The organism is Kitasatospora sp. NBC_01246 (assembly GCF_036226505.1).
In the GTDB taxonomy this organism is placed as follows: Bacteria; Actinomycetota; Actinomycetes; order Streptomycetales; family Streptomycetaceae; genus Kitasatospora.
Genome location: NZ_CP108484.1, coordinates 3,210,391 through 3,234,867 on the forward strand (window position 1 = coordinate 3,210,391; position 24,477 = coordinate 3,234,867).

Genomic DNA, 24,477 nt, shown 5'->3' on the forward strand with positions numbered 1-24,477 from the left:
GTCGACCGGGTGTCGGCTGCGTGCCGATCGGGTGCCGACCGGCCGGGCGGGGCGTCAGGCCGGTCGCCCCGCCGTCCCGTTGAGATAGGCGAGGACGGCCTGGACCCGGCGGTTGGCGTCGTCGGCGGGGGCCAGACCGAGCTTGGTGAAGATGTTGGCGATGTGCTTCGCCACCGCGCCGTCGCTCACCACCAGCCGGGCCGCGATCGCCGAGTTGGAGCAGCCCTCCGCCATCAGCTCCAGCACCTCCCGCTCGCGCGGTGAGAGGTGGTGGAGCGCGCCCGGCCGGCGGGAGGTGCGCTGTACCAGCTTGGCGATCACGTCCGGGTCCATCGCGGTACCGCCGGCCGCCACCCGGCGGACCGCGTCGATGAACTGGTCCGCGTTGAAGACCCGGTCCTTCAGCAGGTAGCCGACACCGCCGGTGCCGTCCGCCAGCAGCTCCCGCGCGTATAGCTGCTGCACGTGCTGCGAGACCACCAGCACCGGCAGGCCCGGGATCTCCCGGCGCGCCTGGAGCGCGGCCTGCAGGCCCTCGTCGGTCAGCGTCGGCGGCAGCCGGACGTCGACCACGGCGACGTCCGGCCGGTGCGTCAGCAGCGCGTCCAGCAGTTCGGGGCCGGTCTCGACCGCCGCCGCGATGGTGAAGCCGTGCGCTTCCAGCAGCCGGATCAGGCCTTCGCGAAGGAGGTAGAGGTCCTCGGCGAGGACAACTCGCACGGCAGCTCCAAGGTGATGGTGGTCGGACCGCCCGACGTGCTGTCGATGGCCAGGACACCGTCGAAGGTACCCAATCGCCGCTCGATCCCGCGCAGGCCGGTGCCCCGGCTGGGATCCGCCACACCGACGCCGTCGTCCGTCACCGTGACCCGCAGGTTGCCGGCCCGGTAGAGGATGTCCACCCAGACCTGCTCCGCGCCCGAGTGCTTGGCCGCGTTGGCCAGCAGCTCGCAGATGCTGAAGTAGACGGCGGCCTCGACCGGCGCCGGCAGCCGGTCCGGGAGGCTCACGCACACCTCGGTCGGCAGGGCGCTGTCCAGCGCCAGCAACTGCACCGCGTCGCCCAGTCCGCGCTCGGCGAGGACGGGCGGGTGGATGCCGCGCACGAGGTCGCGCAGCTCCTGGAGCGCCCGGGCCGAGGACTGCCGGGCCTCGGAGAGGAGTTCGCGGGCGGCCACCGGGTCGGTCTCCAGCAGGTGTTCGATCGTGCCGAGGGTCATCCCGATCGCGACCAGCCGTGCCTGGGCGCCGTCGTGCAGGTCGCGCTCGATCCGGCGCAGTTCGGCCGCCTGGTTGCCGGCCGCGTCCGCCCGGGTCTCCGTCAGCTGGGCGACCCGCTTGGTCAGCTGGGCGTGCGAGGCGCGGCCGTCCTGGTCCAGCACCCGCCGGGCCAGTTCCACGTAGCCCCGCACCGCGTACGGCGCCAGGACGACGCCGAGCGCCATCAGCAGCAACCCCAGGACGACCGAGACCAGCGGGGAAGCGCCGGCCGGATCGATCGGCCCGTACTCCCGGTATTCCACCGGAGCGGTCACCGCGTAGCCCGCCCCGCCCACCAGCAGACCGGCCACCGGCAGGGCGAGTACGGCCGCGGCCGCCGGGCTGATCACCAGCCAGGCGATCTCCGACCGGGTGGCCCGGTCCCGGGCGGCCCAGTGCAGCAGGTGGGCGAGCTTCGCGACGCCGTGGGAGCGGTGGTACGAGTACCCCGTCCACCAGTGGCCGCGCTCGTCCCGCTCCAACGCCGGCCGGGGGTCGTACTCGACCGGCAGCCGGATCCCGTACCAGCGGGCGAGTTGACCGCGCGTCCGGTTCGCGACCCGGCGCACCAGCAGGCCGACGGTGACCGCGCCCGCGAGGGCCGCCGCGAGCAGGGTGAACACGGTGCCCAGGTCATAGGGGTCCAGCATCGAGTTCACCGCACCACCGGCGAAGGACGCCGCCAGGATCGGCAGGGCGACGGTGGGTACCGCCCCCAGCGCCACCAGCGCCAGCCGCACCAGACCGCGGCCGCCCGCCAGGAAGGCCGCCTCCGTCTGAGCGCGTACGCCCGCGCCGCTCGTTCGGTTCGCTGCTGTCACGGATGCTCCTGGGGCCGGTACCGGTTGTCCACCCAGTGTCGCCGGGTGGCAAGGGGCGGGGCACTGGCTGTCGCACCCCGATTCCGGGGTGGACCTAGCACCACCCCGGAGCGGCACTCCGTCCCGCCCGGCCGGGAGATCCCCCCGGCGAACCGCAGCCACCCACCGCGAATGCCGCCGGAGAATGCCCCTGGAAACGCAAAGAACCCCCCGATCCTTACGGACCGGGGGGTTCTTTGGAATGATTGTTCGGCGGCGTCCTACTCTCCCACAGGGTCCCCCCTGCAGTACCATCGGCGCTGTGAGGCTTAGCTTCCGGGTTCGGAATGTAACCGGGCGTTTCCCTCACGCTATGACCACCGAAACACTATGAAACTATCAACCGCACCCACGACAGGCCATGTCATGGGGGTCGTTGTTTCAGAACAACACAGTGGACGCGAGCAACTGAGGACAAGCCCTCGGCCTATTAGTACCGGTCAACTCCACCCCTTACGAGGCTTCCATATCCGGCCTATCAACCCAGTCGTCTACTGGGAGCCTTACCCTCTCAAGGAGGTGGGAGTGCTCATCTCGAAGCAGGCTTCCCGCTTAGATGCTTTCAGCGGTTATCCCTCCCGAACGTAGCCAACCAGCCATGCCCTTGGCAGGACAACTGGCACACCAGAGGTTCGTCCGTCCCGGTCCTCTCGTACTAGGGACAGCCCTTCTCAACACTCCTACGCGCACAGCGGATAGGGACCGAACTGTCTCACGACGTTCTAAACCCAGCTCGCGTACCGCTTTAATGGGCGAACAGCCCAACCCTTGGGACCTACTCCAGCCCCAGGATGCGACGAGCCGACATCGAGGTGCCAAACCATCCCGTCGATATGGACTCTTGGGGAAGATCAGCCTGTTATCCCCGGGGTACCTTTTATCCGTTGAGCGACGGCGCTTCCACAAGCCACCGCCGGATCACTAGTCCCGACTTTCGTCCCTGCTCGACCCGTCAGTCTCACAGTCAAGCTCCCTTGTGCACTTACACTCAACACCTGATTGCCAACCAGGCTGAGGGAACCTTTGGGCGCCTCCGTTACTCTTTAGGAGGCAACCGCCCCAGTTAAACTACCCACCAGACACTGTCCCTGATCCGGATCACGGACCCAGGTTAGACATCCAGCACGACCAGAGTGGTATTTCAACGACGACTCCACAACAACTGGCGTTGCTGCTTCAAAGTCTCCCACCTATCCTACACAAGCCGAACCGAACACCAATATCAAGCTATAGTAAAGGTCCCGGGGTCTTTCCGTCCTGCTGCGCGAAACGAGCATCTTTACTCGTAATGCAATTTCACCGGGCCTATGGTTGAGACAGTCGAGAAGTCGTTACGCCATTCGTGCAGGTCGGAACTTACCCGACAAGGAATTTCGCTACCTTAGGATGGTTATAGTTACCACCGCCGTTTACTGGCGCTTAAGTTCTCAGCTTCGCCTGAACGAATCCAAGCTAACCGGTCCCCTTAACGTTCCAGCACCGGGCAGGCGTCAGTCCGTATACATCGCCTTACGGCTTCGCACGGACCTGTGTTTTTAGTAAACAGTCGCTTCTCGCTGGTCTCTGCGGCCACCCCCAGCTCAGAGTGCAAGACTCATCACCAGGAATGGCCCCCCTTCTCCCGAAGTTACGGGGGCATTTTGCCGAGTTCCTTAACCATAGTTCACCCGAACGCCTCGGTATTCTCTACCTGACCACCTGAGTCGGTTTGGGGTACGGGCCGCCATGAAACTCGCTAGAGGCTTTTCTCGACAGCATAGGATCATCCACTTCACCACAATCGGCTCGGCATCAGGTCTCAGCCTTAATGAGTGACGGATTTGCCTATCACTCGGCCTACACCCTTACCCCGGGACAACCACCGCCCGGGCTGGACTACCTTCCTGCGTCACCCCATCGCTCACCTACTACAGACTTGGGCCAGCGGCTCCACCACGTCCCTTTGTCCGAAGACTCCGGGCCGGCTTCACGGCTTTAGCATCACCTGGTTCGACGTTGGCGCTTCAAAGCGGGTACGGGAATATCAACCCGTTGTCCATCGACTACGCCTGTCGGCCTCGCCTTAGGTCCCGACTTACCCTGGGCAGATCAGCTTGACCCAGGAACCCTTGGTCAATCGGCGCAAGAGTTTCTCACTCTTGTATCGCTACTCATGCCTGCATTCTCACTCGTGTACCGTCCACGACTGGTTTCCACCGCCGCTTCACCCGGCACACGACGCTCCCCTACCCATCACAGCAGGCGTTGGCCCTATATGCTGCAATGACACGACTTCGGTGATGTGCTTGAGCCCCGCTACATTGTCGGCGCGGAATCACTTGACCAGTGAGCTATTACGCACTCTTTCAAGGGTGGCTGCTTCTAAGCCAACCTCCTGGTTGTCTCTGCGACTCCACATCCTTTCCCACTTAGCACACGCTTAGGGACCTTAGTCGGTGTTCTGGGCTGTTTCCCTCTCGACCATGGAGCTTATCCCCCACAGTCTCACTGCCACGCTCTCACTTACCGGCATTCGGAGTTTGGCTAAGGTCAGTAACCCGGTGAGGCCCATCGCCTATCCAGTGCTCTACCTCCGGCAAGAAACACGTGACGCTGCACCTAAATGCATTTCGGGGAGAACCAGCTATCACGGAGTTTGATTGGCCTTTCACCCCTAACCACAGGTCATCCCCCAGGTTTTCAACCCTGGTGGGTTCGGTCCTCCACGAAGTCTTACCTCCGCTTCAACCTGCCCATGGCTAGATCACTCCGCTTCGGGTCTTGGGCATGCAACTCAAACGCCCTATTCGGACTCGCTTTCGCTACGGCTACCCCACACGGGTTAACCTCGCTACACACCGCAAACTCGCAGGCTCATTCTTCAAAAGGCACGCAGTCACGGCCATGGTCCGAAGACCACAACGACGCTCCCACGGCTTGTAGGCACACGGTTTCAGGTACTATTTCACTCCGCTCCCGCGGTACTTTTCACCATTCCCTCACGGTACTATCCGCTATCGGTCACCAGGGAATATTTAGGCTTAGCGGGTGGTCCCGCCAGATTCACACGGGATTTCTCGGGCCCCGTGCTACTTGGGTGTTCTCCAAACGAGCCGTACAGATTTCGTCTACGGGGGTCTTACCCTCTACGCCGGACCTTTCGCATGTCCTTCGACTACCCATACGGTTTCTGACTCGTCGACCGGCCGGCAGACCGATCAAGAAGAATCCCACGACCCCGCGATGGCAACCCCTGCCGGGTCTCACACCATCGCGGTTTAGCCTCATCCGGTTTCGCTCGCCACTACTCCCGGAATCACGGTTGTTTTCTCTTCCTGCGGGTACTGAGATGTTTCACTTCCCCGCGTTCCCTCCACATACCCTATGTGTTCAGGTATGGGTGACAGCCCATGACGACTGCCGGGTTTCCCCATTCGGAAACCCCCGGATCAAAGCCTGGTTGACGGCTCCCCGGGGACTATCGTGGCCTCCCACGTCCTTCATCGGTTCCTGGTGCCAAGGCATCCACCGTGCGCCCTTAAAAACTTGGCCACAGATGCTCGCGTCCACTGTGCAGTTCTCAAACAACGACCAGTCACCCACACTCAACGATCCGAAGACCGCCTCGCATGAGACCGGCATCTCTGAAGCAACGACCATACGGCCGTTCCCTCAGGACCCAACAACGTGCCCGACACACCCGATCAACAATCCGTCTTCCACGCCGAAGCAGTACTAACGGATGCCAACCCAGTGTGCCGAATAGTCAACGTTCCACCCATGAGCGACCGTGCAGAACATTTGCCTGCAAGCGGCCATGTGCTCCTTAGAAAGGAGGTGATCCAGCCGCACCTTCCGGTACGGCTACCTTGTTACGACTTCGTCCCAATCGCTGGTCCCACCTTCGACGGCTCCTCCCCTTACGGGTTAGGCCACCGGCTTCGGGTGTTACCGACTTTCGTGACGTGACGGGCGGTGTGTACAAGGCCCGGGAACGTATTCACCGCAGCATGCTGATCTGCGATTACTAGCAACTCCAACTTCATGGGGTCGAGTTGCAGACCCCAATCCGAACTGAGGCCGGCTTTTTGGGATTCGCTCCGCCTCGCGGCATCGCAGCCCTTTGTACCGACCATTGTAGCACGTGTGCAGCCCAAGACATAAGGGGCATGATGATTTGACGTCGTCCCCACCTTCCTCCGAGTTGACCCCGGCAGTCTCCTGTGAGTCCCCATCACCCCGAAAGGCATGCTGGCAACACAGAACAAGGGTTGCGCTCGTTGCGGGACTTAACCCAACATCTCACGACACGAGCTGACGACAACCATGCACCACCTGTATACCGACCACAAGGGGGCGACTATCTCTAGCCGTTTCCGGTATATGTCAAGCCTTGGTAAGGTTCTTCGCGTTGCGTCGAATTAAGCCACATGCTCCGCTGCTTGTGCGGGCCCCCGTCAATTCCTTTGAGTTTTAGCCTTGCGGCCGTACTCCCCAGGCGGGGAACTTAATGCGTTAGCTGCGGCACCGACGACGTGGAATGTCGCCAACACCTAGTTCCCAACGTTTACGGCGTGGACTACCAGGGTATCTAATCCTGTTCGCTCCCCACGCTTTCGCTCCTCAGCGTCAGTAATGGCCCAGAGATCCGCCTTCGCCACCGGTGTTCCTCCTGATATCTGCGCATTTCACCGCTACACCAGGAATTCCGATCTCCCCTACCACACTCTAGCCTGCCCGTATCGAATGCAGACCCGGGGTTAAGCCCCGGGCTTTCACATCCGACGCGACAGGCCGCCTACGAGCTCTTTACGCCCAATAATTCCGGACAACGCTCGCACCCTACGTATTACCGCGGCTGCTGGCACGTAGTTAGCCGGTGCTTCTTCTGCAGGTACCGTCACTTGCGCTTCTTCCCTGCTGAAAGAGGTTTACAACCCGAAGGCCGTCATCCCTCACGCGGCGTCGCTGCATCAGGCTTTCGCCCATTGTGCAATATTCCCCACTGCTGCCTCCCGTAGGAGTCTGGGCCGTGTCTCAGTCCCAGTGTGGCCGGTCGCCCTCTCAGGCCGGCTACCCGTCGTCGCCTTGGTAGGCCATTACCCCACCAACAAGCTGATAGGCCGCGGGCTCATCCTGCACCGCCGGAGCTTTACACCCACCCCCATGCGGAGGAAGGTCATATCCGGTATTAGACCCCGTTTCCAGGGCTTGTCCCAGAGTGCAGGGCAGATTGCCCACGTGTTACTCACCCGTTCGCCACTGATCCACCCCGAAGGGCTTCACCGTTCGACTTGCATGTGTTAAGCACGCCGCCAGCGTTCGTCCTGAGCCAGGATCAAACTCTCCGTGAATGTCTGCTCGTAATCGAGCCGCACTCGCGTCGAGCGGCACGGCAACCACCGGAATAGGGCGGCCCCGCGCACTGCGTCCTCGCTAGTGTTTACTTCATAAAGGAATCTCCAACCCCGATCACAAGGATCAAGGCCGGGGATGTCAACATATCTGGCGTTGACTTTTGGCACGCTGTTGAGTTCTCAAGGAACGGACACTTCCTTCGGACCGCCTTCCAGCGGGCCCTCCGGGCGCTTCGTTCTTTCGTGTTTCCAGCTTACCAGATGTTTTCCGCTCCGTTTCCGGCGCTTCGTTCATCCAACTCGCTGGTGTCTTCCCGGGCTTGACGCCCTGTCCGACGTTTCAAACTCTAGCCGATCCCCGCCCCGAAAGGCGAATCCGGCCGCAATCCATATAAACAGGCACACCGAATAAGGCATGAGCCGTGCCTGCCGTCGAAATGACAAAGCACAACCCAGCCCGAACCGGGAAGTGATGTTTCAAGGGATTGGCCGCTCCGGGACCGTCCGCGTAGACACGTGTCCGGTGCTCCCAGCCGAGCGACTAGAGAACACTACGCCCGTCCGGAGTCTGAGGCAACCCGGTGCCGGGCACCGTCCGCGTGCAGAGCGAGCGGCCGGCCTTCACGTACTCGCCGTTCGGGTGGTCGTTGCCGGTGACCCACTGCCGGGCCGTGGCCTCGTCGCGGCCACCGGCCCGGTGGCGCTCGACCAGGCGCTCCTCGCGGAGGCTGTCATCGGCGTCGACGTACCAGAGCTCGCGCATGAGTCGGCGGGCGTCCGGCCAGGGGTGTTCGGCGGCGGCGAGGTAGTTGCCCTCGGTGACGACGAGGCGGGCCTGCGGCAGCACGACATGGCGGGCGGCGACGGGTTCGTCGAGGCGACGGTCGAAGTCGGGGACGTAGATGGGCTGGAACCGGTCCGCCGCGACCCGGCGCAGCAGTGCGACGTAGCCGTGCGCGTCGAAGGTGGCCGGCGCGCCCTTGCGGTGGGCCAGGCCGAGCCGCTCCAGCTGGGCGGCGGAGAGGTGGAAGCCGTCGAGCGGGAGGTAGGCGGCGCTCCCGGGTCCCTCCCGGCGCTCGACCTCGGCGACCAGGTACCGGGCCAGGGTGGACTTGCCGGCGCCGGGCGGGCCGGCAAGTCCGAGGATGGCGCGGGCATTGCTGCCCGGCCCCCGGAGGAGGCCGAGCGCGAGGGTGATGAGGGTGTCCTCGTTCATGGCCGCACCCTACTGATCCCGGCGCGGCCGGCCTCAGCGGGCGGCGAGTGCGGGCGTCTCCAGGGTGAGGGTCCCGGCGTCGGCGTCGAGCAGGGCGGGCAGGCCCAGCGGGACGGTGAGGGTGGAGGGGCAGTGGCCGAAGCCCAGCTCCCACAGGACGGGGACGCCGAGCGGCCCGAGCCGGTCGAGCATGAGCTCCCGGACCCGCTCGGGGCGGCCGCAGCCCTCCCAGGAGCCGAGGGCGATCCCCGCGACCCCCTCGAAGGCGCCGGAGCGCAGCAGCTGGGTGAAGAGGCGGTCGAGCTGGTACGGATGCTCGTTGACGTCCTCCAGGAGCAGGATGCTGCCGGCGTAGGACGGCCGGGCCGCGGGCGTGCCGCGCTCGGCGGTGAGGACGTGTACGCAGCCCCCGGCGGTGATGCCGCGGGCCCGGCCGGGGACAAGGGCCGAGGCGGTGGCCGAGGTGAGGACCGTCGTGGCCGAGGGGTCGAAGAGGGTGCGCCGCAGGTGCTCGGCCGTCGGTCCGTCGGAGATGAAGGAGGCGCCGGAGCTCATCGGCCCGTACAGCGTGGCCACGCCGAGGCGCTGGGCGAAGGCCTCGTGCAGGGAGGAGACGTCGCTGAAGCCGACCAGCACCTTGGGCGGGGCGGCGCGCATCGCGTCCCAGTCGAGCAGGTCGACCATGCGGTGGACGCCGTAGCCGCCGCGGGCGCAGATGACGGCGTCGACGGTGGGGTCGAGCCAGGCGGACTGGAGGTCCGCCGCCCGGTCCGCGTCGGTGCCGGCCAGGTGGCCGAGGGTGGGATGGGTGTCGAGGACGTGCGGGGCGACGGTGACCCGCAGCCCCCAGGAGCGCAGGATCGCGCACCCGGCGGTGAGCCGCTCGGGGTCGATCGGGCTGCTGGGGGCGACCACGACGACGTGGTCCCCCGGACGGAGCTGCGGCGGGCGGGTCAGCCCGCGGCCGGGCGTGGTCGGGTACTGGTCCATGGCCGGGATCCTTCCAGGGGTGCGGGTGGCGCTGTGGGGAGGGGTGACGCGCGCTCAGACCGGCCGGAGCCGCCCGGAGGTGGTATGCCCCGTTCGGTTCAGACCGATCCCATCACCGCCCTGACCTCGGCGAGGGTGGCGTCGGCGACGGCGTTGGCCCGTTCGGCACCGTCCCGCAGGACCTGTCGGACGTACCCGCGGTCGGCGGCGAGTTCCTCGCGGCGGGCGCGCATCGGGCCGAAGCGTTCGTTGACGGCCTCGGTCACCGTGCGCTTCAGCGCGGCGGCGCCGCCGTCACCGATCTCCTCGGCGACCAGTTCCGGTGCGCGGTCCTGGCAGAGCGCCGCGAGCAGGACCAGGCTGGAGACCTCGGGCCGGGCGGCCGGGTCATAGGTGATCCGGCGGTCGGTGTCGGTCCTGGCGCCGCGGATCAGCCGGGCGGTGGCGTCGGCGGTGGCGGAGAGCGCGACGGCGTTGCCACGGCTCTTGCTCATCTTTCCGCCGTCGGTGCCGAGCAGCATGGGGGCGGCGGACAGCAGGGCGTCCGGGCGGGGGAAGACACCGGTGCCGTCCGGGTGCGGGTAGCGCTCGTTGAAGCGGCGGGCGACGGTGCGGGCCACTTCGAGGTGGGGCAACTGGTCCTGGCCGACCGGGACGACGTTCGCCTTGCAGAAGAGGATGTCGGCGGCCTGGTGGACCGGGTAGGTGAACATCAGCCCGTTCACCGCGGACTGGCCGGAGTGGGCGATCTCGTCCTTGACGGTGGGGTTGCGGCCCAGTTCCGCCACGCTGACCAGGCTGAGGAAGGGGAGCAGGAGCTGGTTGAGGGCGGGGACGGCGCTGTGGGCGAAGATCGTGGCGCGGTCCGGGTCGAGCCCGGCGGCCAGGTAGTCGAGGACGAGGTTCTCGGTGTGCTCGGCGAGGCGGTCGGCGACGTCCCGGTCGGTGATGACCTGGTAGTCGGCGACCACGACGAACATCTCGGTGCCGAGGCGCTGGAGGCGGACCCGGTTCTGCAGGGTGCCGAAGTAGTGGCCGAGGTGGAGCGGGCCGGTGGGGCGGTCGCCTGTCAGGACACGGTGGGCGCCAGGGTCCCGGCGGATCAGCTCGTCCAGATCGGCGCCGGGCCGGTCGGCGCCGGGCCGGTCGACGCCGGGCCGGTCGACGGTCGGATGGTCGACGGCGGGATGGGTGGAGGTGGTGGCGGGGACGGTGGTGGTCATCGGATCTCTCCTCGGAACGGCGGTGGTGGTGGCCGTCCGGGGTTCCGGGCCCGTCCCGTCGGAGAACGCGACAGGGCCGTCCATCCGGACGGCCCTGGTCAGGCGTGGCTGGTGGCCGTCCTAGGACGGCCACCAGTCGAGACCTGCGAAGCGCTTCATGCGTTCGAGGATAGCGTCAGTCCTCCACCACCAGCGCGGGCGTTCCCGCGTGCAAGGTCTCGCCGCGGAAGAACTCGGGCCGGAACGCGGCGTAGCAGGTCATCAGCACCGCCCCGAGCAGCAGGATGCCGACGCCGATGACGAACACCGAGCCGATGCCGAGGACGGCGCCGCTGCCGTACGCCGGGTCCCAGGCGTCGGTGAGGGTCTGCAGGAAGACGCCCGCGAGCAGCACCCCGCCGAGCAGGGGTGCGAGGCCGCGCAGCACGAGGTTCCGCGGGCTGGTGCGCAGCGAGGCGCGGAAGTGCCAGACGCAGGCGAAGGCGGTCAGGGCGTAGTAGAAGCAGATCATCAGCCCGAGCGCCAGGATGGTGTCCTGGACGACGTTCTCGCTGATCAGGCTCATTCCGACGTAGAACACCGCGGTGGCGGCGCCGGCGGCGACCGTCGCGTAGCCGGGGGTGCGGAAGCGCGGGTGCACGGTGCCGAAGCGCGGCGGCACGGCCCGGTAGGAGCTCATCGCGAGCAGGGTGCGGGCCACCGGGATGAAGGTGGTCTGCAGGCTGGCGGCGGCGCTGGCGACGACGGCCAGGAAGAGCAGGATGCTCCACGGCGAGCCGAGCACCGGCCGGGCCAGCGCGGAGAAGACGTTGTCGGCGGTATCCGGATTGCCGAGGCCGGTACCGGTGGCGCCGACGCCGGCGAACATCTGGGCGGCGATCGCGACCAGCAGGTACGAGCCCACCAGGGTGACCATGGAGATCATCGCGGCCCGGCCCGGGGTCTTGGCGCTGCCGAGGGTCTCCTCGTTCATGGTGAGGCAGGTGTCCCAGCCCCAGTACATGAAGATCGAGAGTGACAGCCCGGCGGTGAACGCGCTGAACGAGCTCACCTGGAGCGGGTCGAGCCAGGAGGCGGAGAAGCCGATCGAGTGCGGCAGGTCGCCGGCGGCGGCCTTGTCGATGGCGATGGCCGAGAAGAGCACCAGGACGGCCAGCTGGAGGCCGACCAGGCTGTACTGGAACCACTTGGTGGCCGTCATCCCCCGGTAGCTCATCGCGGTGGCGGCGGCGATCAGCAGGACCACGGTGAGCAGGTGAACGGCCTTGTTGTCGTTCAGTTCGGCGATTCCGCCGCTGCCGGTCATCTCACCGAGCATCAGGTAGAGGAAGTCGGTCGCCACCCCGGCCAGGTTGGAGAGCACGATGATGGTCGCGACCGTCAGGCCCCAGCCCGCCATCCAGCCGACCCGGGGGCCGAAGGCCCGGACCGTCCAGCTGAAGGACGTGCCGCAGTCCGGGAAGTCCTTGTTCAGCTCCTTGTAGGCGAACGCGACGAGCAGCATCGGCAGGAAGCCGGCCAGGAACACCGCGGGCATCTGCACGCCGACGGCCGTGACCGTCGGGCCCAGCGTCGCGGTCAGGCAGTAGACCGGGGCGACCGTGGAGAGGCCCAGGACCACGCTGCTCAACAGGCCTACCGAGTTCCCCCGTAGGCCCTTGTCCCCCGCTGCCCCCGCCGCCCCCCGGTCGGGGACTCCACCACTGGCGCCACTGTCCGGGGCGCCCTGCGGAGCGGCGGGCGCCGTTGCCCGTCCGCTGCTTCCGTGCTCTGAGAGCTGCTGATCAAACACCTGCGCACCCTAGGTGGACGCGTCGAAGGTTGTGTAGGCCAACCCTTGGTGATCTGAGCCACTCGCTTTGATTCCTTCGTCGCAAATGGACGCGGAGCGGTGGATTCATGGCAGCTCGACTCATGTACCTTGGTTTCCAAGGACTGAGGGCGATTTGATTTATCCCTTATGTCATGGGCTGAGACGATTTCTCCCCCGCATCCCGAACCCTCGATCGATCCGGTCCGAACCGTCGGATAGGTTTGCCTCACCTAACATTGATCGATCGAGAAGGAGCGTCGCGTGGCCCCCCACCCCGCCGACCGGACCCTCGTCAGCCGCACCCCGTCCCGCCGGCGGTTCCTCGCCGCCGGGCTCACCGGTGGTGCCGTCCTCGGCCTCGGCGGGCTGCTCACCGCCTGTGGCAGCTCCGGCGGAGCCGCGAGCGGGTCGGCGCAGGCCTCGTCCGGCTCCTCGCCGAACCAGAAGTCGGTCAAGCAGGGCGGCGACGACTACGCCGCCGTGATCGAGAAGATGAAGGACTTCGGCACCGACGCCGCCCCCGGCGTCTACCCGCGCACCGTCAAGCACGCCATGGGCGAGACCGTCATCCCGGCCAAGCCGGTCCGGGTCGTGGTGCTGGACACCGGCGAGCTCGACAACGTCGTCGCCCTGGGCATCCAGCCGGTCGGCGTCGTCTACACCGACGGTTCCAAGAGCATGCCGGCCTACCTCAAGGACGCGGTCGGCAGCCCGGCCGCCGTCGGCACCATCAACAGCCTCAACCTGGAGGCCATCGCCGCGCTCAAGCCCGACCTGATCCTCGGCAGCCAGTTGCGCGCGCAGGACCAGTACGCGCAGCTCTCCAAGATCGCGCCGACCGTCTTCTCGCTGCGCCCGGGCTACCCCTGGAAGCAGAACTTCAAGCTCAACGCCGCGCCGTTCGGCCTGGAGGCGCAGGCCCAGGCCCAGCTCGACGCGTACCAGGCCGCGGCCACCGCGATCGGCGCCGGGCTGGGCGACAAGCGGCCCACCATCACGCCGCTGCGCTTCATGCCCGGCAAGACCCGGCTCTACGCGGAGCTCTCCTTCATCGGCACCATCCTCACCGACGTGCCGCTGCCGCAGCCCAAGATCGAGCAGGTCAAGGAACTCGCGGTCGAGATCAGCCCCGAGCAGATCGACAAGGCCGACGCCGACTGGATCTTCTACGGCGTGTACGGCAGCCCCAGCTCCACCAACCAGGACGCGGTGCTCGGCGGCGCGCTCTGGAAGACCCTCTCGGCGACCAAGTCCGGCCAGGCGCGGCCGGTTTCGGACGAGACCTGGTTCCTCGGGCTCGGCGTCCTGGCGGCCAATGCCGTGCTGGCCGACCTCAAGGGGTTCGTCGCACCGGGCACCTGAGCCCGGGCGGCACGGCGGGCGACCGGGCGGGAGCGGAGCTGACCAGGGCGGTGTCCTCGCACACACCCGCCGGTAAGGCGCTTGGAGCTGGTCCCGGGGTGCGGGAGGATCATCGGGACCGTACCCCGAAGGGCACCTGCCGATGACCACGCTCCATCAGAACGCCGCCGACCTGCCCCCGTCCGGCCCACCCACCGCCGGCGCGTCCTCCGTCGGCGCGCTCGCGGTCGGCGCGCTCGCGGTCGGCGTGCCCGCGGTCGACGTGCCCGGGGGCGGTGCGTCCGGGGGCGGCGTACCCGGGGGCGGTGCGTCCGGGGGCGGTGCGTCCGACGGAATCGTGTCCTGCGCGTCCCACGGGTCCCGCCGGGTGCCTGCCACCGAGGACATACCGGGAACCGGGGCGAGCACCGCAGCCGTGGACTCGCGCTGCACGATGGCGGCCCCGGCCGGCGACCACGGCACCGGCGGGGCCTCCTCCGACGGGTCCGTGCCCCGGCCCCGGGGCGGTGGGACCGACGGGGAGGACGTCCGGGACTCCGGCACCGGCGCTGCTGAAGGCCCTGGTGAAGGCGCCGGTAGACGCGGTGTCGGCGGTGTCGGCGGCGATGGCCCGGGTGACGCCGGGCGTGCCGTCGACGCGAACGGACAGACGGCCGCCCGGCTTCGCGCGGGGCTGGCCGACCGGCTGCGCACCGCCCACGGCCAGGGCCGCTCGCTCGCCGAGCTGGCCGCCGCCTGTCGTCGGCCGGTCGCCGAGGTCCGCGCGCTGCTCGCCGAAGCCCTCGGAGGCACCGAAGCGGGAACGACGGACGAGCCCCGGACCGCCTCCACCACCGGCCCGGAGGCGTTCGTACGGCTCCGGGCGCCGGAGCCGACGGAGGAACGCAGCGTCCCCGTGCTCCGGGCCGCTCAGGCGGAGCTGCGGACCGTCCTGTCCAAGCGGCCCTCCCCCTCCCGGCGGCTACGCCGGATGCACCCGGAGGCCCCCGGACCGGACCGGCCGCTGGAGGCTTCCGGCGCCGGGGCCGCCGCTCCTGCGCTCCTCCTGCCGCCGACGACCCCCGACCCGCTCGTCGGGGCAGCGGGGCCGGTGGCCGGCGCCGGTGAGGAGGCGGACGGTAACGCCGGGAACGCCACCGCCGGGAACGCCACCGGCGGGGGCGCTCCCGGCGGGAGCGCCGAGACGCCGCTGGGCATCCTGATCGGCGGCACCCCGCAGCTCCCCGAGGCCGTCGGCCGCCCCGAAGAACGGCGGCCGGTCCGGGTGGCGGCCGAGCCCGTGCGCATCAGCCCCGGCACCAGTCTGGTAGTCCTGCCGGGCTGGCGACCCGCCATCGCCGTCTCGGTGTCGACCGACCAACTGCTGTCCGCCACCGGCCTCGCCCTCGACCAGCTGGCTTCCGCGCAGCTCTCGGTGCTGATCAACCCCGGCGCGCTGCACGACCGGGAGCTCGACCTGCACGGCTGGCAGGTCGGCCCGGCCGGGCGGGCGGGCCGACGCGGCGGGCAGCAGCAGCCCTCGTAGCGGCGGGGGACGGGCGCCGTCGGGAGCCGCCGGGCCGGCCGCCAGGGGCGCCGCCTCGTCCATGACGCCGAGGCGTCGGGCGCGTCAGACCCTCGGCGCGTTCGGGACGTAGCCGAACTCGACGGGCACCGGCTCGCGGCGGTCGGCCAGCCAGCCCTCCCGGACCTCGGCCAGCAGCTCCGCGAGCCGAGGGGGCCAGACCGCGTCGGCGTCTTCGTCGGTGAGGTCGTCGGCCGTCCACCAGCGCCAGTCGAGGATCCGGTCGGCGGCGTGCATCGCGCTGAGGTCGCCCACCGGCTCCCGGTGCGGCCCGCTGGTCAGGTAGATGTGCTCGTGCTGGCGGACGGGTATGCCGTGCCAGGTGAAGTCGTGTTCCCAGGTGCAGAGCAACGGACCGGGTTCGAGATCGGTCCAGCCGGTCTCCTCCCAGAGCTCACGACGGGCGCCGGTCCACGGCGTCTCGTCCTTCTCGATGCCGCCGCCGGGCATGGTCCAGTGGACGCCGACCTCGCTGTTGTCCGAGCGGAGGAGGAAGACCGACCCGTTCTCGGCGAGTACCACCGTCCGGGCGGCCTGCCTCGGGGTTCGCTTCGCGCGATGCCACAGATTTCGCATCGGGTCACCTTCCCAGTTCGGGCCCGGCTGCGTCGAACGGATTGCGGGCGGGTCGATGGGCGGGCGGCGTCGGACGGACTGCGGGTGGTGCGGCGTCGGACGGACTGTGGGCCGCGGGACGGCATCGCCCTGGCGGAGAAGGGGTGTTGGCGCCGCCGGAAACGGCCGGTGGACGTAGCCTGACGCCCATGCCCGCACCCGCGCTCATCTTCCCGGCCGACCCGCTCAACCCGCACCGGCCCGATCCGCACTTCGCCTGGGAGGCCCGTGTCCTGCGGGGCCTGGGTGGTGAGCTGTACCTCGTCGACCACGACGCACTGCTCGCGGGGAACGCGGAGGAGGCGGTCCGTCAGGTACCGCGGGACTGCGGCCCGCTCTGGTACCGGGGTTGGATGGTTCCGTCGGCCGACTACGCGGCCTTCGCCCGGGCGCTGGCCGGGCGCGGCGCCCATCTGCTGACCAGCGCGGCCGGGTATGCCTCGGCGCACGAACTGCCCGGCTGGTACGGGGTGTTCGAGGGGGCGACACCGCCGAGCGTCTGGATTCCGGTGCGGACGGCGGCCCGGCCGGAGCCGGCGGAACTCGCCGCCGCCGTCGAGCGGCTCGGCGGGCGTGGTCCGGCGATCGTCAAGGACTACGTGAAGTCCCGGAAGCACGAGTGGCACGAGGCCTGCTACGTCCCCGACATGGCCGACCTGGCCGCCGTCGGGCGGGTGGTGGCGCGCTTCGTCGAGTTGCAGGGCGAGTACCTCACCGGCGGCGTGGTGCTGCGCCGGTACGAGGAGTTCCGACGGGCCGGGGGCGCCGGGAGCGGGCGGAACGGGAGCGGCGGGAACGGGGACGGCGGGAACGGGGACGGACCGGACGAACCGGGGGGAGGCGCGAGCGGCGGTGCCTCCGGGGCCCGCCGGGGCGGCGACGAGCGGACGGTGGAGGCCCGGGTCTGGTGGCTGGACGGCGAACCCGTGCTGGTCGGGCCCCATCCGGACACGCCCGGCCAGTCGGCCGAACCGGACCTCACCGACGTCCGGCCGCTGGTCCGAGCCCTCGGCTGCCGCTTCGTCACCACCGACCTCGCCAGCCGGGCCGACGGCTCCGGCTGGCGGGTGGTGGAGGTGGGTGACGGTCAGGTCAGCGACCTGCCGCGCGGGATCGACGCCTCCGCGCTGCTCACCTCGCTGATCGCGGCCTGACGCCGGTTCGGCGCGAGGGCCGGGCGGCGGACTGCGGGACCGGGAGGCTCAGCGGCCGAGGACCTGGCCCGCCGCCTCGTCGGGCACCGGGTGCTTGTCGGCGATGAACGCCTGCCAGAGCCGCGTGTACACGCCTCCCCGCGCGAGCAGTTCGGTGTGCGTGCCGTCCTCGACCACCCTGCCGTGGTCCAGGACGACGACCCGGTCGGCGCGTTCCGCGGTGGTGAGGCGGTGGGCGATGACCAGCGTGGTGCGGCCGCCGCTGAGCCGGTCCGCCGCGTGGTTGACCGCCGCCTCGGTGGCCAGGTCGAGCGCGGCGGTGGCCTCGTCCAGGAGCAGGATGTCCGGGTCGACCAGTTCGGCCCGGGCCAGCGCGATCAGCTGGCGCTGCCCCGCCGAGAGGTTCCGCCCACGGCCGGTGACCTCGTGGTCGTACCCGTCGGACAGGTGGCGGATCATGTCGTGCGCACCGACCGCCCGGGCCGCCGCCTCCACCTCGGCCGCCGTGGCCGAGGGTCGGCCGTACGCGATCGCCTCGCGCACCGTGCCCGCGAACAGGTAGGCCTCCTGCGGCACGACACCGAGCCGGTGGCGGTACTGCGCGAGGTCGTACCTGGTCAAGTCGACGCCGTCCACCCGGACGGTGCCGGAGGTCGCGTCGTAGAACCGGGCAACCAGCTTGACCAGGGTCGACTTGCCGGCGCCCGTCTCACCGACCAGCGCCACCGTCTGGCCGGCGGGTATCCGGAGATCCACTCCGGTGAGCACCTCCCGGGCCCCGTCGGCGCCGCCGTTGTAGGCGAAGCCGACGCCCACGAACTCGATCTCGCCGCGCAGCGCCGCCGTCACCGGCACCGGATCGACGGCCTCGGCGGTGGTGGTCGGGGTCCGCAGCAGCTCACGCGTGCGGCCCAGGCCGACGGCGGCCTGCTGGTAGCCGTCGAACACCTGCGAGAGCTGGTTGACCGGTGCGAAGAAGAGGTCGATGTAGAGCAGGTACGCCACCAGGGCGCCGACCGTCAGCGTCCCGGCGTCGACCCGCGAGGCCCCCACGATCAGTACCAGTGCGGCGGCGACGCTGGAGAGGAACTGCACGAACGGGAAGTACAGCGAGATGTAGAGCTGCGCCCGCACCCGGGCCTCGCGGTAGGCCATCCCCCGGGCGACGAAGCGATCGGTGTTGGCGTCCAGCCGACGGAAGGCCTGGACGATCCGCATGCCCGCGACGTTCTCCTGGAGGTCGGCGTTGACCGTGCTGATCAGGTCTCGGGAGATCTCGTACTGCGTCTTGGACTTCTTGCGGAACACCAGCGTCGCCACCACCAGCAGCGGCAGCACGGCGAAGACCACCAGGGCCAGGCCCGCGTCGATGATCAGCAGGGCGGCGAAGATGCCGAGGAACGTCAGCAGGCTGACCACCGCCGTGACCACCCCGGTCTGCAGGAAGGAGGTCAGCGAGTCCAGGTCGGTGGTCATCCGGGTCATGATCCGGCCGGACAGCTCGCGCTCGTAGTAGTCCAGGCCGAGCCGGTTGAGGTGCGCGAAGATCTTGAGCCGGAGGGTGTAGAGCACCCGCTCGCCGGTGCGGCCGCTGACCCGGCTCTCGGCGCTCTGCACCAGCCAGTCCAACAGCACGATCACCAGCGCCACCAGCGAGGCGGCGGCGACGCCCGACATCAGGCCCTTGCTCACGCCGTCGTCGATGCCGTGCCGGATCAGGATCGGCAGCACCAGCCCGGCGCCCGCGTCCAGGGTGACCAGGAGCAGCGCGAGGGCGAGCGGGCGGCGGAAGGGGCGCAGCAGGCGGCGGAGGCTGAAGTCCGGGTCGCCGGCCTCGGCCTCGGCCCGGGCGACCGCCGGGGTGTCGGTGGCCGGCGGGAGGGCGGCGACCTTGTCGAGGAGGGCGGGGTCCGCGGTGCGGGCCGCCTTGGCCAGCGCGGGCGTCGGCAGGGCGGGCGTCGGCAGGGCGGGCGTCGGCGGGGTGACGGCGGGCGGCTGTGCGGGGGCGCCCGTCCGGGGCTCGGACTCGGTCTCGGCCTCGGTGTCGGACTCGGCGGTGACGGCCCCGGCGGCGATGGCGGTCGGGGGCTTGGTCCGGCCGGCCTCGGGGTCGGAGATCAGGACGCGGTACTGGGGACATCGGGCGTCGAGTTCCTCGTGCGTACCGATGTCCAGCAGGCGGCCGTGGTCCAGGACCGCGATCCGGTCGGCCAGCTGGAGGGTCGACCGGCGGTGCGCGATCAGCAGTGTGGTGCGGCCGGCCATCACCGACCGCAGGGCGTCGTGGATCTCCGCCTCGATCTGCGGGTCGACCGCCGAGGTGGCGTCGTCGAGCAGCAGGATCCGCGGGTCGGTGAGGATCGCCCGGGCCAGGGCTATGCGCTGGCGCTGGCCGCCGGAGAGGGTCAGGCCCTGCTCACCGACCTTGGTCGCGTACCCGTCGGGCAGCTCCCGGACGAACTCGTCCGCCTGCGCGGCCCGGGCGGCCGCCACGACCTGCTCGTCGGTGGCGTCCGGCCGCCCGTACGCGATGTTGGTGCGGACCGTCTCGGAGAACAGGAAGCTCTCCTCGGGAACGATGCCGACGGCCGACCGCACCGAGTCGAGGGTGAGGTCGCGCAGGTCGTGGCCGTAGAGCCGGACCGTGCCGCCCGCCGGGTCGTAGAACCGGGGAACCAGCTGCGCCACCGTCGACTTGCCCGAGCCGGACGCGCCGACCAGGGCCAGCGTCTCGCCGGGGGCGAGCTTCAGGGTGAGCCCGTGCAGGACGGGGGCGGGGTGCTCGGGGTCGTAGCGGAACTCGACCTGGTCGAACTCCAGCGCCACCTCGGCGGTCCGGGGGCCGACGGGCCGCCCGAAGCGGTCGGCGGCGGCCGGCGTCGGTCCGGCGCCGTCGTGGGACGGGTGGAGGCCGTCGGCGCGGGTGAAGTCGAGGGTGACGGCGTCCGGGCGCTCCTGCACCAGCGGCCGCTCGTCGATCAGCTGCAGCACCCGCTCCACACCGGCCCGGGCCTGCTGGCCGACGGTGATGACCATGGTCAGCATCCGGACCGGACCGGTCATCTGCGCGACGTAGGTGGAGAAGGCGACGAAGGTGCCGAGGGTGACCTGGCCCTCGACCGCCAGCCAGCCGCCGAAGGCCAGCACCGCGACCTGGGCGAGCGCCGGGATCGCCTGCATCGCCGGGTTGTAGCGGCTGTTGAGCCGGATCGACCGGAGCCGGGCCGCGAACAGGTTGTGCGAGGCCGCCGCCAGCTTGTCCAGCTCCTGGGACTCCTGGCCGAAGCCCTTGACCACCCGGACGCCGCCGACCGACTCGTCAACCACACCCGCGACGGCGGCCGCCTCCTGCTGGGCCGCCCAGGTGGCGGGGAACAGCCGCTTGCGGCTCAGGACCGAGACCCACCACAGCGCCGGGCCCATGACCAGCGCGATCAGGGTGAGCGGCGGCGACAGCCAGAGCATCACGGCCAGCGACATGACGAACATCAGCAGGTAGCCGGTCATCATCGGCAGCATCGAGAGCAGGCCGTTGATCAGCTGGAGGTCGGAGGTGGCCCGGCCGACCACCTGGCCGGTGTCGAGGCGGTCCTGCCGGTGGCCGTCGAGCCGGCCGAGCGAACGGAAGAGGTCGCTGCGCAGGTCGTGCTGGACGTCGAGGGCGAGCTGGCCCCCGTAGTAGCGGCGGACCTGGGTGCAGGCGAACACCAGGGCGGCCGCCGCCAGCAGCACCACGGCCCACGGCGCCAGCGAGCGGGTGTGCGCGGTGATGACGTCGTCGATGATCAACTTGGTGACCAGCGGCACCAGCGCCGTGACGGCCATTCCGACGATCGAGGCGCCGAAGGCGAGCAGCACGCTCCGCCGCGAGCGCCAGCAGTAGCCGATCAGCCGGCGCAGCCAGCCCGTGCCGGTCCCGCCGGCGGCCGAACCCTCGCCCGGGCTCCCGCCGCCGTCGGCCGGGGCCCCGGCGCCGTCCGGCCGGGCTCCGGCCGCGGCCTGCCCGCCGTGCTTGCCGCCGGGCAGGCCGGTTCCGCCCCGCCGCCCCTTCGTGCCTCGCGGGCCGGTCCGGGTGCCGCTCGGGGAAAGCTCCACCGTAGATCCATGAGTCTCAGGCATATTTAGGGATGCTAACCATTTCGTCCGGTGGCCGCCATGGACTTTCAGGCCAGGGCAGGCCGGGTGAACCGGCCCGGCTGAGGAACCAACAGCCTGCGGCCTGCGGTGATTCCCGGCCGGGGCGCGCGCCTCGGCCGTCACCCTCCAGGGTGAACGAGATCGCGCCGAACGCCCACCGGCCACCGACGCAGCCCGGCGCCGTCCTTTGGGCCTAGGCCGGACGCCCGACCCCGGTCGTCCGGCGGGTGGTCAGCCGGACCCGGCCCGGCCCCGTCGAGCGCTTGCCGTCGACCGCTTGTCGTCGGACCGTTCGGTGCGACGGCGCACGACCGGGCGGCCCTCCCGGCCGCCCCCGGCCGGCCCGGCCGCCCGCGCCGCTCGATTCAGCTGCGCGCGGCCGTGCCGGCGGCCGCCGAGAAGGCGCCGTGCGCCAGGCTGTGCAGCAGGGCGGCCATGCTGTCGCGCTGGAGGGCGGCGCGGTCCTCCTGCGCGCCGCGGTCCTCCTGGGCGGGACTCGGGCCGAGGCTGTGCGGAGTCGAGTTGATCAGCCCGAAGACGGCGTGCACCGCGGCCCGCGCCACCGGCTCGGCATCGGGCACGGCCAGCGACGGATGGGCCCGGCGGACCACGTCCACCCACAGTTCGACGTAGCCGCGCTGGAGCCGGCGGACCGTCCGGCGGTCCTCGTCCTTGAGGTTCAGCAGCTCACGGTCGTGCAGGGTGATCAGGTCGCGGTCGTCCAGCGCGAAGTCGACATGCCCCCTGATCAGGGCGTCCAGCGCCTCGGCGCCGCCGTCGCCGCCACCCGCCCGGCGGCGGCCCTCCTCCAGGAGGCGCTCACTGATGCCGATCAGGAGATCGGCGAGCATCGCGTCCTTGCCGGCGAAGTGCCGGTAGAGCCCCGGCCCGCTGATGCCGACGGCTTTGCCGATCTCGTCGACACCCACGCCCAGGAAGCCCCGGGCGGCGAACAGCCGCGCGGCCTCCCTGCGGATCTGGTCACGGCGTGGGAGCGCGGAGGCGCCCGGGACGTTCGGCATGCTGCCCATCGTAGACAGTCGGGTTATCGCCCGTTAACCTGGGCGGCACGAGTTAACGCTCATTAACGTGGGGGTCGCAGGCACACCCGGGCTCTGCTGCCCACCTGGTGCCGAGAGCAAGGGAGCTCTTGGAATGGTCATCTCCACCGCCGGTGCACCCACCGGCTTCCACGGCGGCGCAGCGGCCGGAACCACGGCGGGCGGCGCGACGAACGGCGCGGCCGCCGGAGCCGTTCCACCGGGCGCCGCCGCGCCCGCCCCCCGGCTCGGCACCGCCGCCGACCCGGGCTCGGAGGCCTACCGGGCCAACACCGAGGCCCATCGTGCGCTGGTCGGCGAGCTGCGCGAGAAGCTCGCCGCGGCCGCACTCGGCGGCGGGGCCAAGGCCCGGGCGCGCCACACCGCCCGCGGCAAACTGCTCCCCCGCGACCGGGTGGACACGCTGCTCGACCCGGCCTCGCCGTTCCTCGAACTGGCGCCGCTGGCGGCCGACGGGATGTACGACGGAGCCGCTCCGGCGGCCGGCGTGATCGCGGGCATCGGCCGGGTCGCCGGGCGCGAGGTGGTCGTCGTCGCCAACGACGCCACCGTCAAGGGCGGCACCTACTACCCGATGACGGTGAAGAAGCACCTGCGCGCCCAGGAGGTCGCGCTGGAGAACCGGCTCCCCTGCGTCTACCTGGTGGACTCCGGCGGCGCCTTCCTGCCGATGCAGGACGAGGTCTTCCCGGACCGCGACCACTTCGGCCGGATCTTCTACAACCAGGCCCGCCTCTCCGCCGCCGGGATCCCGCAGATCGCCGCCGTGCTCGGCTCCTGCACGGCGGGCGGCGCGTACGTACCGGCGATGAGCGACCAGGCCGTCATCGTCCGCAACCAGGGCACCATCTTCCTCGGCGGACCGCCGCTGGTGAAGGCCGCCACCGGCGAGGTGGTGACCGCCGAGGAGCTCGGCGGCGGCGACCTCCACTCCCGCACCTCCGGCGTGACGGACCACCTGGCCGAGGACGACGCCCACGCCCTCTCCATCGTGCGCACCATCGTCGCCGGACTGGGCCCGCGCGCGGCCAGGCCGTGGCCGCTGGCCCCGGCCGAGCCGCCCACCGTCGACCCGGCGGGTCTGTACGGAGCCGTCCCGGTCGACCCCCGGACGCCGTACGACGTCCGCGAGGTGATCGCGCGGCTGGTCGACGGCAGCCGGTTCGCCGAGTTCAAGGCCGAGTACGGCGCGACCCTGGTGACGGGGTTCGCCCGGATCCACGGCCACCCCGTCGGCATCGTCGCCAACAACGGTGTGCTCTTCGCGGAGTCCGCCCTCAAGGGTGCCCACTTCATCGAGTTGTGCGACCAGCGGGGCATCCCCCTCCTCTTCCTCCAGAACATCACCGGCTTCATGGTCGGGCGGCAGTACGAGGCGGGCGGCATCGCCAAGCACGGCGCCAAGATGGTGAACGCCGTCGCCTCCACCCGCGTCCCGAAGCTGACGGTGGTGATCGGCGGCTCGTACGGGGCCGGCAACTACTCGATGTGCGGCCGGGCCTACTCGCCCCGCTTCCTGTGGATGTGGCCGGGCGCGAAGATCTCCGTGATGGGCGGCGAGCAGGCCGCCTCGGTGCTGGCGACCGTCCGGCGAGACCAGCTCGAAGCCCACGGCGAGTCCTGGCCCACCGAGGCGGAGGAGGAGTTCAAGCGCCCCGTCCGGGAGCAGTACGACCGCCAGGGGAACGCCTACTACGCCACCGCACGGCTCTGGGACGACGGAGTGATCGACCCGATGGACACCCGCACCGTCCTCGGACTCGCCCTCACCGCCTGCGCCAACGCCCCGCTCCCGCCGCCCGGCCCGTACGGCGTCTTCCGGATGTGACGGCCGCCCGGGCAGGGCCGCGCGTCACCACGGAGCCTCCTCCGGACGAGCGGCCCTC

At 69.9% G+C, this 24,477-nt stretch carries 13 protein-coding genes and 3 rRNA genes; 4 read left to right on the forward strand and 12 right to left on the reverse strand.

What is annotated here, in order from left to right:
• Positions 1–54: 54 nt before the first annotated feature.
• The 9 genes from OG618_RS13975 to OG618_RS14015 form a co-directional block, all read right to left on the reverse strand.
• Positions 55–720, reverse strand: coding sequence for a response regulator transcription factor (locus OG618_RS13975; RefSeq protein ID WP_329487739.1), 666 nt, complete (start codon positions 718–720; stop codon positions 55–57).
• Positions 672–2,081 carry a sensor histidine kinase gene (locus OG618_RS13980; RefSeq protein WP_329487740.1) on the reverse strand — a complete coding sequence of 470 codons (1,410 nt, stop codon included), beginning with the start codon at positions 2,079–2,081 and terminating at the stop codon, positions 672–674. The genes OG618_RS13975 and OG618_RS13980 overlap by 49 nt, the downstream gene beginning before the upstream one ends.
• A 247-nt stretch (positions 2,082–2,328) precedes the next feature.
• Positions 2,329–2,445: ribosomal RNA gene (rrf, locus tag OG618_RS13985) — 5S ribosomal RNA — on the reverse strand.
• Positions 2,446–2,530: 85 nt separating this feature from the next.
• Positions 2,531–5,651, reverse strand: a 23S ribosomal RNA gene (locus OG618_RS13990).
• Between the two features lie 278 nt (positions 5,652–5,929).
• A 16S ribosomal RNA gene (locus OG618_RS13995) occupies positions 5,930–7,453 on the reverse strand.
• Together the 16S, 23S and 5S rRNA genes form the textbook arrangement of a ribosomal RNA operon.
• A gap of 544 nt (positions 7,454–7,997) precedes the next feature.
• Entirely contained in the window at positions 7,998–8,672 is a 675-nt protein-coding gene (locus tag OG618_RS14000) for a nucleoside/nucleotide kinase family protein (protein WP_329487741.1), read from the reverse strand.
• Positions 8,673–8,705: 33 nt separating this feature from the next.
• Entirely contained in the window at positions 8,706–9,662 is a 957-nt protein-coding gene (locus OG618_RS14005; RefSeq protein ID WP_329487742.1) for a S66 peptidase family protein, read from the reverse strand.
• 98 nt (positions 9,663–9,760) lie between these two features.
• Positions 9,761–10,885: a tryptophan--tRNA ligase gene (gene trpS / locus OG618_RS14010; protein WP_329487743.1), complete on the reverse strand. Its 1,125-nt coding sequence runs from the start codon at positions 10,883–10,885 to the stop codon at positions 9,761–9,763.
• A gap of 175 nt (positions 10,886–11,060) precedes the next feature.
• Positions 11,061–12,518, reverse strand: coding sequence for an APC family permease (locus OG618_RS14015; RefSeq protein WP_329492103.1), 1,458 nt, complete (start codon positions 12,516–12,518; stop codon positions 11,061–11,063).
• Positions 12,519–12,959: 441 nt separating this feature from the next.
• On the opposite strand from OG618_RS14015, the gene OG618_RS14020 reads away from it, so the two are divergent.
• Both OG618_RS14020 and OG618_RS14025 read left to right on the forward strand, forming a co-directional pair.
• Complete coding sequence (locus OG618_RS14020) at positions 12,960–14,060, forward strand: ABC transporter substrate-binding protein (RefSeq protein ID WP_329487744.1); 1,101 nt, start codon at positions 12,960–12,962, stop codon at positions 14,058–14,060.
• Between the two features lie 142 nt (positions 14,061–14,202).
• Entirely contained in the window at positions 14,203–15,585 is a 1,383-nt protein-coding gene (locus tag OG618_RS14025; RefSeq protein ID WP_329487745.1) for a hypothetical protein, read from the forward strand.
• Positions 15,586–15,669: 84 nt separating this feature from the next.
• On the opposite strand, the gene OG618_RS14030 is transcribed toward OG618_RS14025, so the two are convergent.
• On the reverse strand, positions 15,670–16,200 hold the full coding sequence (locus tag OG618_RS14030) for an NUDIX hydrolase (protein ID WP_329487746.1): 531 nt from the start codon (positions 16,198–16,200) through the stop codon (positions 15,670–15,672).
• Positions 16,201–16,388: 188 nt separating this feature from the next.
• On the opposite strand from OG618_RS14030, the gene OG618_RS14035 reads away from it, so the two are divergent.
• Positions 16,389–17,393: an ATP-grasp domain-containing protein gene (locus tag OG618_RS14035; RefSeq protein ID WP_329487747.1), complete on the forward strand. Its 1,005-nt coding sequence runs from the start codon at positions 16,389–16,391 to the stop codon at positions 17,391–17,393.
• Between the two features lie 48 nt (positions 17,394–17,441).
• On the opposite strand, the gene OG618_RS14040 is transcribed toward OG618_RS14035, so the two are convergent.
• The gene (locus OG618_RS14040) at positions 17,442–21,293 is read right to left on the reverse strand and encodes an ABC transporter ATP-binding protein (RefSeq protein WP_329492104.1); all 3,852 of its coding nucleotides are present in this window, start codon (positions 21,291–21,293) and stop codon (positions 17,442–17,444) included.
• Between the two features lie 602 nt (positions 21,294–21,895).
• A complete protein-coding gene (locus tag OG618_RS14045; protein ID WP_329487748.1) occupies positions 21,896–22,552 on the reverse strand; it encodes a TetR/AcrR family transcriptional regulator in 657 nt (218 codons plus the stop codon).
• A 133-nt stretch (positions 22,553–22,685) separates the two neighbouring features.
• Between OG618_RS14045 and OG618_RS14050 the strand changes: the two genes are divergently transcribed.
• On the forward strand, positions 22,686–24,419 hold the full coding sequence (locus OG618_RS14050; RefSeq protein WP_329487749.1) for a carboxyl transferase domain-containing protein: 1,734 nt from the start codon (positions 22,686–22,688) through the stop codon (positions 24,417–24,419).
• The last annotated feature ends 58 nt before the right edge of the window (positions 24,420–24,477 follow it).

Bases quoted from the DNA above. Each gene is read 5' to 3' on its own strand.
- OG618_RS14025 (WP_329487745.1), top strand. From the start codon at position 14,203: ATGACCACGCTCCATCAGAACGCCGCCGACCTGCCCCCGTCCGGCCCA.
- OG618_RS14000 (WP_329487741.1), bottom strand. From the start codon at position 8,672: ATGAACGAGGACACCCTCATCACCCTCGCGCTCGGCCTCCTCCGGGGG.
- OG618_RS14050 (WP_329487749.1), top strand. From the start codon at position 22,686: ATGGTCATCTCCACCGCCGGTGCACCCACCGGCTTCCACGGCGGCGCA.
- OG618_RS14035 (WP_329487747.1), top strand. From the start codon at position 16,389: ATGCCCGCACCCGCGCTCATCTTCCCGGCCGACCCGCTCAACCCGCAC.
- OG618_RS14030 (WP_329487746.1), bottom strand. From the start codon at position 16,200: ATGCGAAATCTGTGGCATCGCGCGAAGCGAACCCCGAGGCAGGCCGCC.
- trpS (WP_329487743.1), bottom strand. From the start codon at position 10,885: ATGACCACCACCGTCCCCGCCACCACCTCCACCCATCCCGCCGTCGAC.
- OG618_RS14005 (WP_329487742.1), bottom strand. From the start codon at position 9,662: ATGGACCAGTACCCGACCACGCCCGGCCGCGGGCTGACCCGCCCGCCG.
- OG618_RS14045 (WP_329487748.1), bottom strand. From the start codon at position 22,552: ATGCCGAACGTCCCGGGCGCCTCCGCGCTCCCACGCCGTGACCAGATC.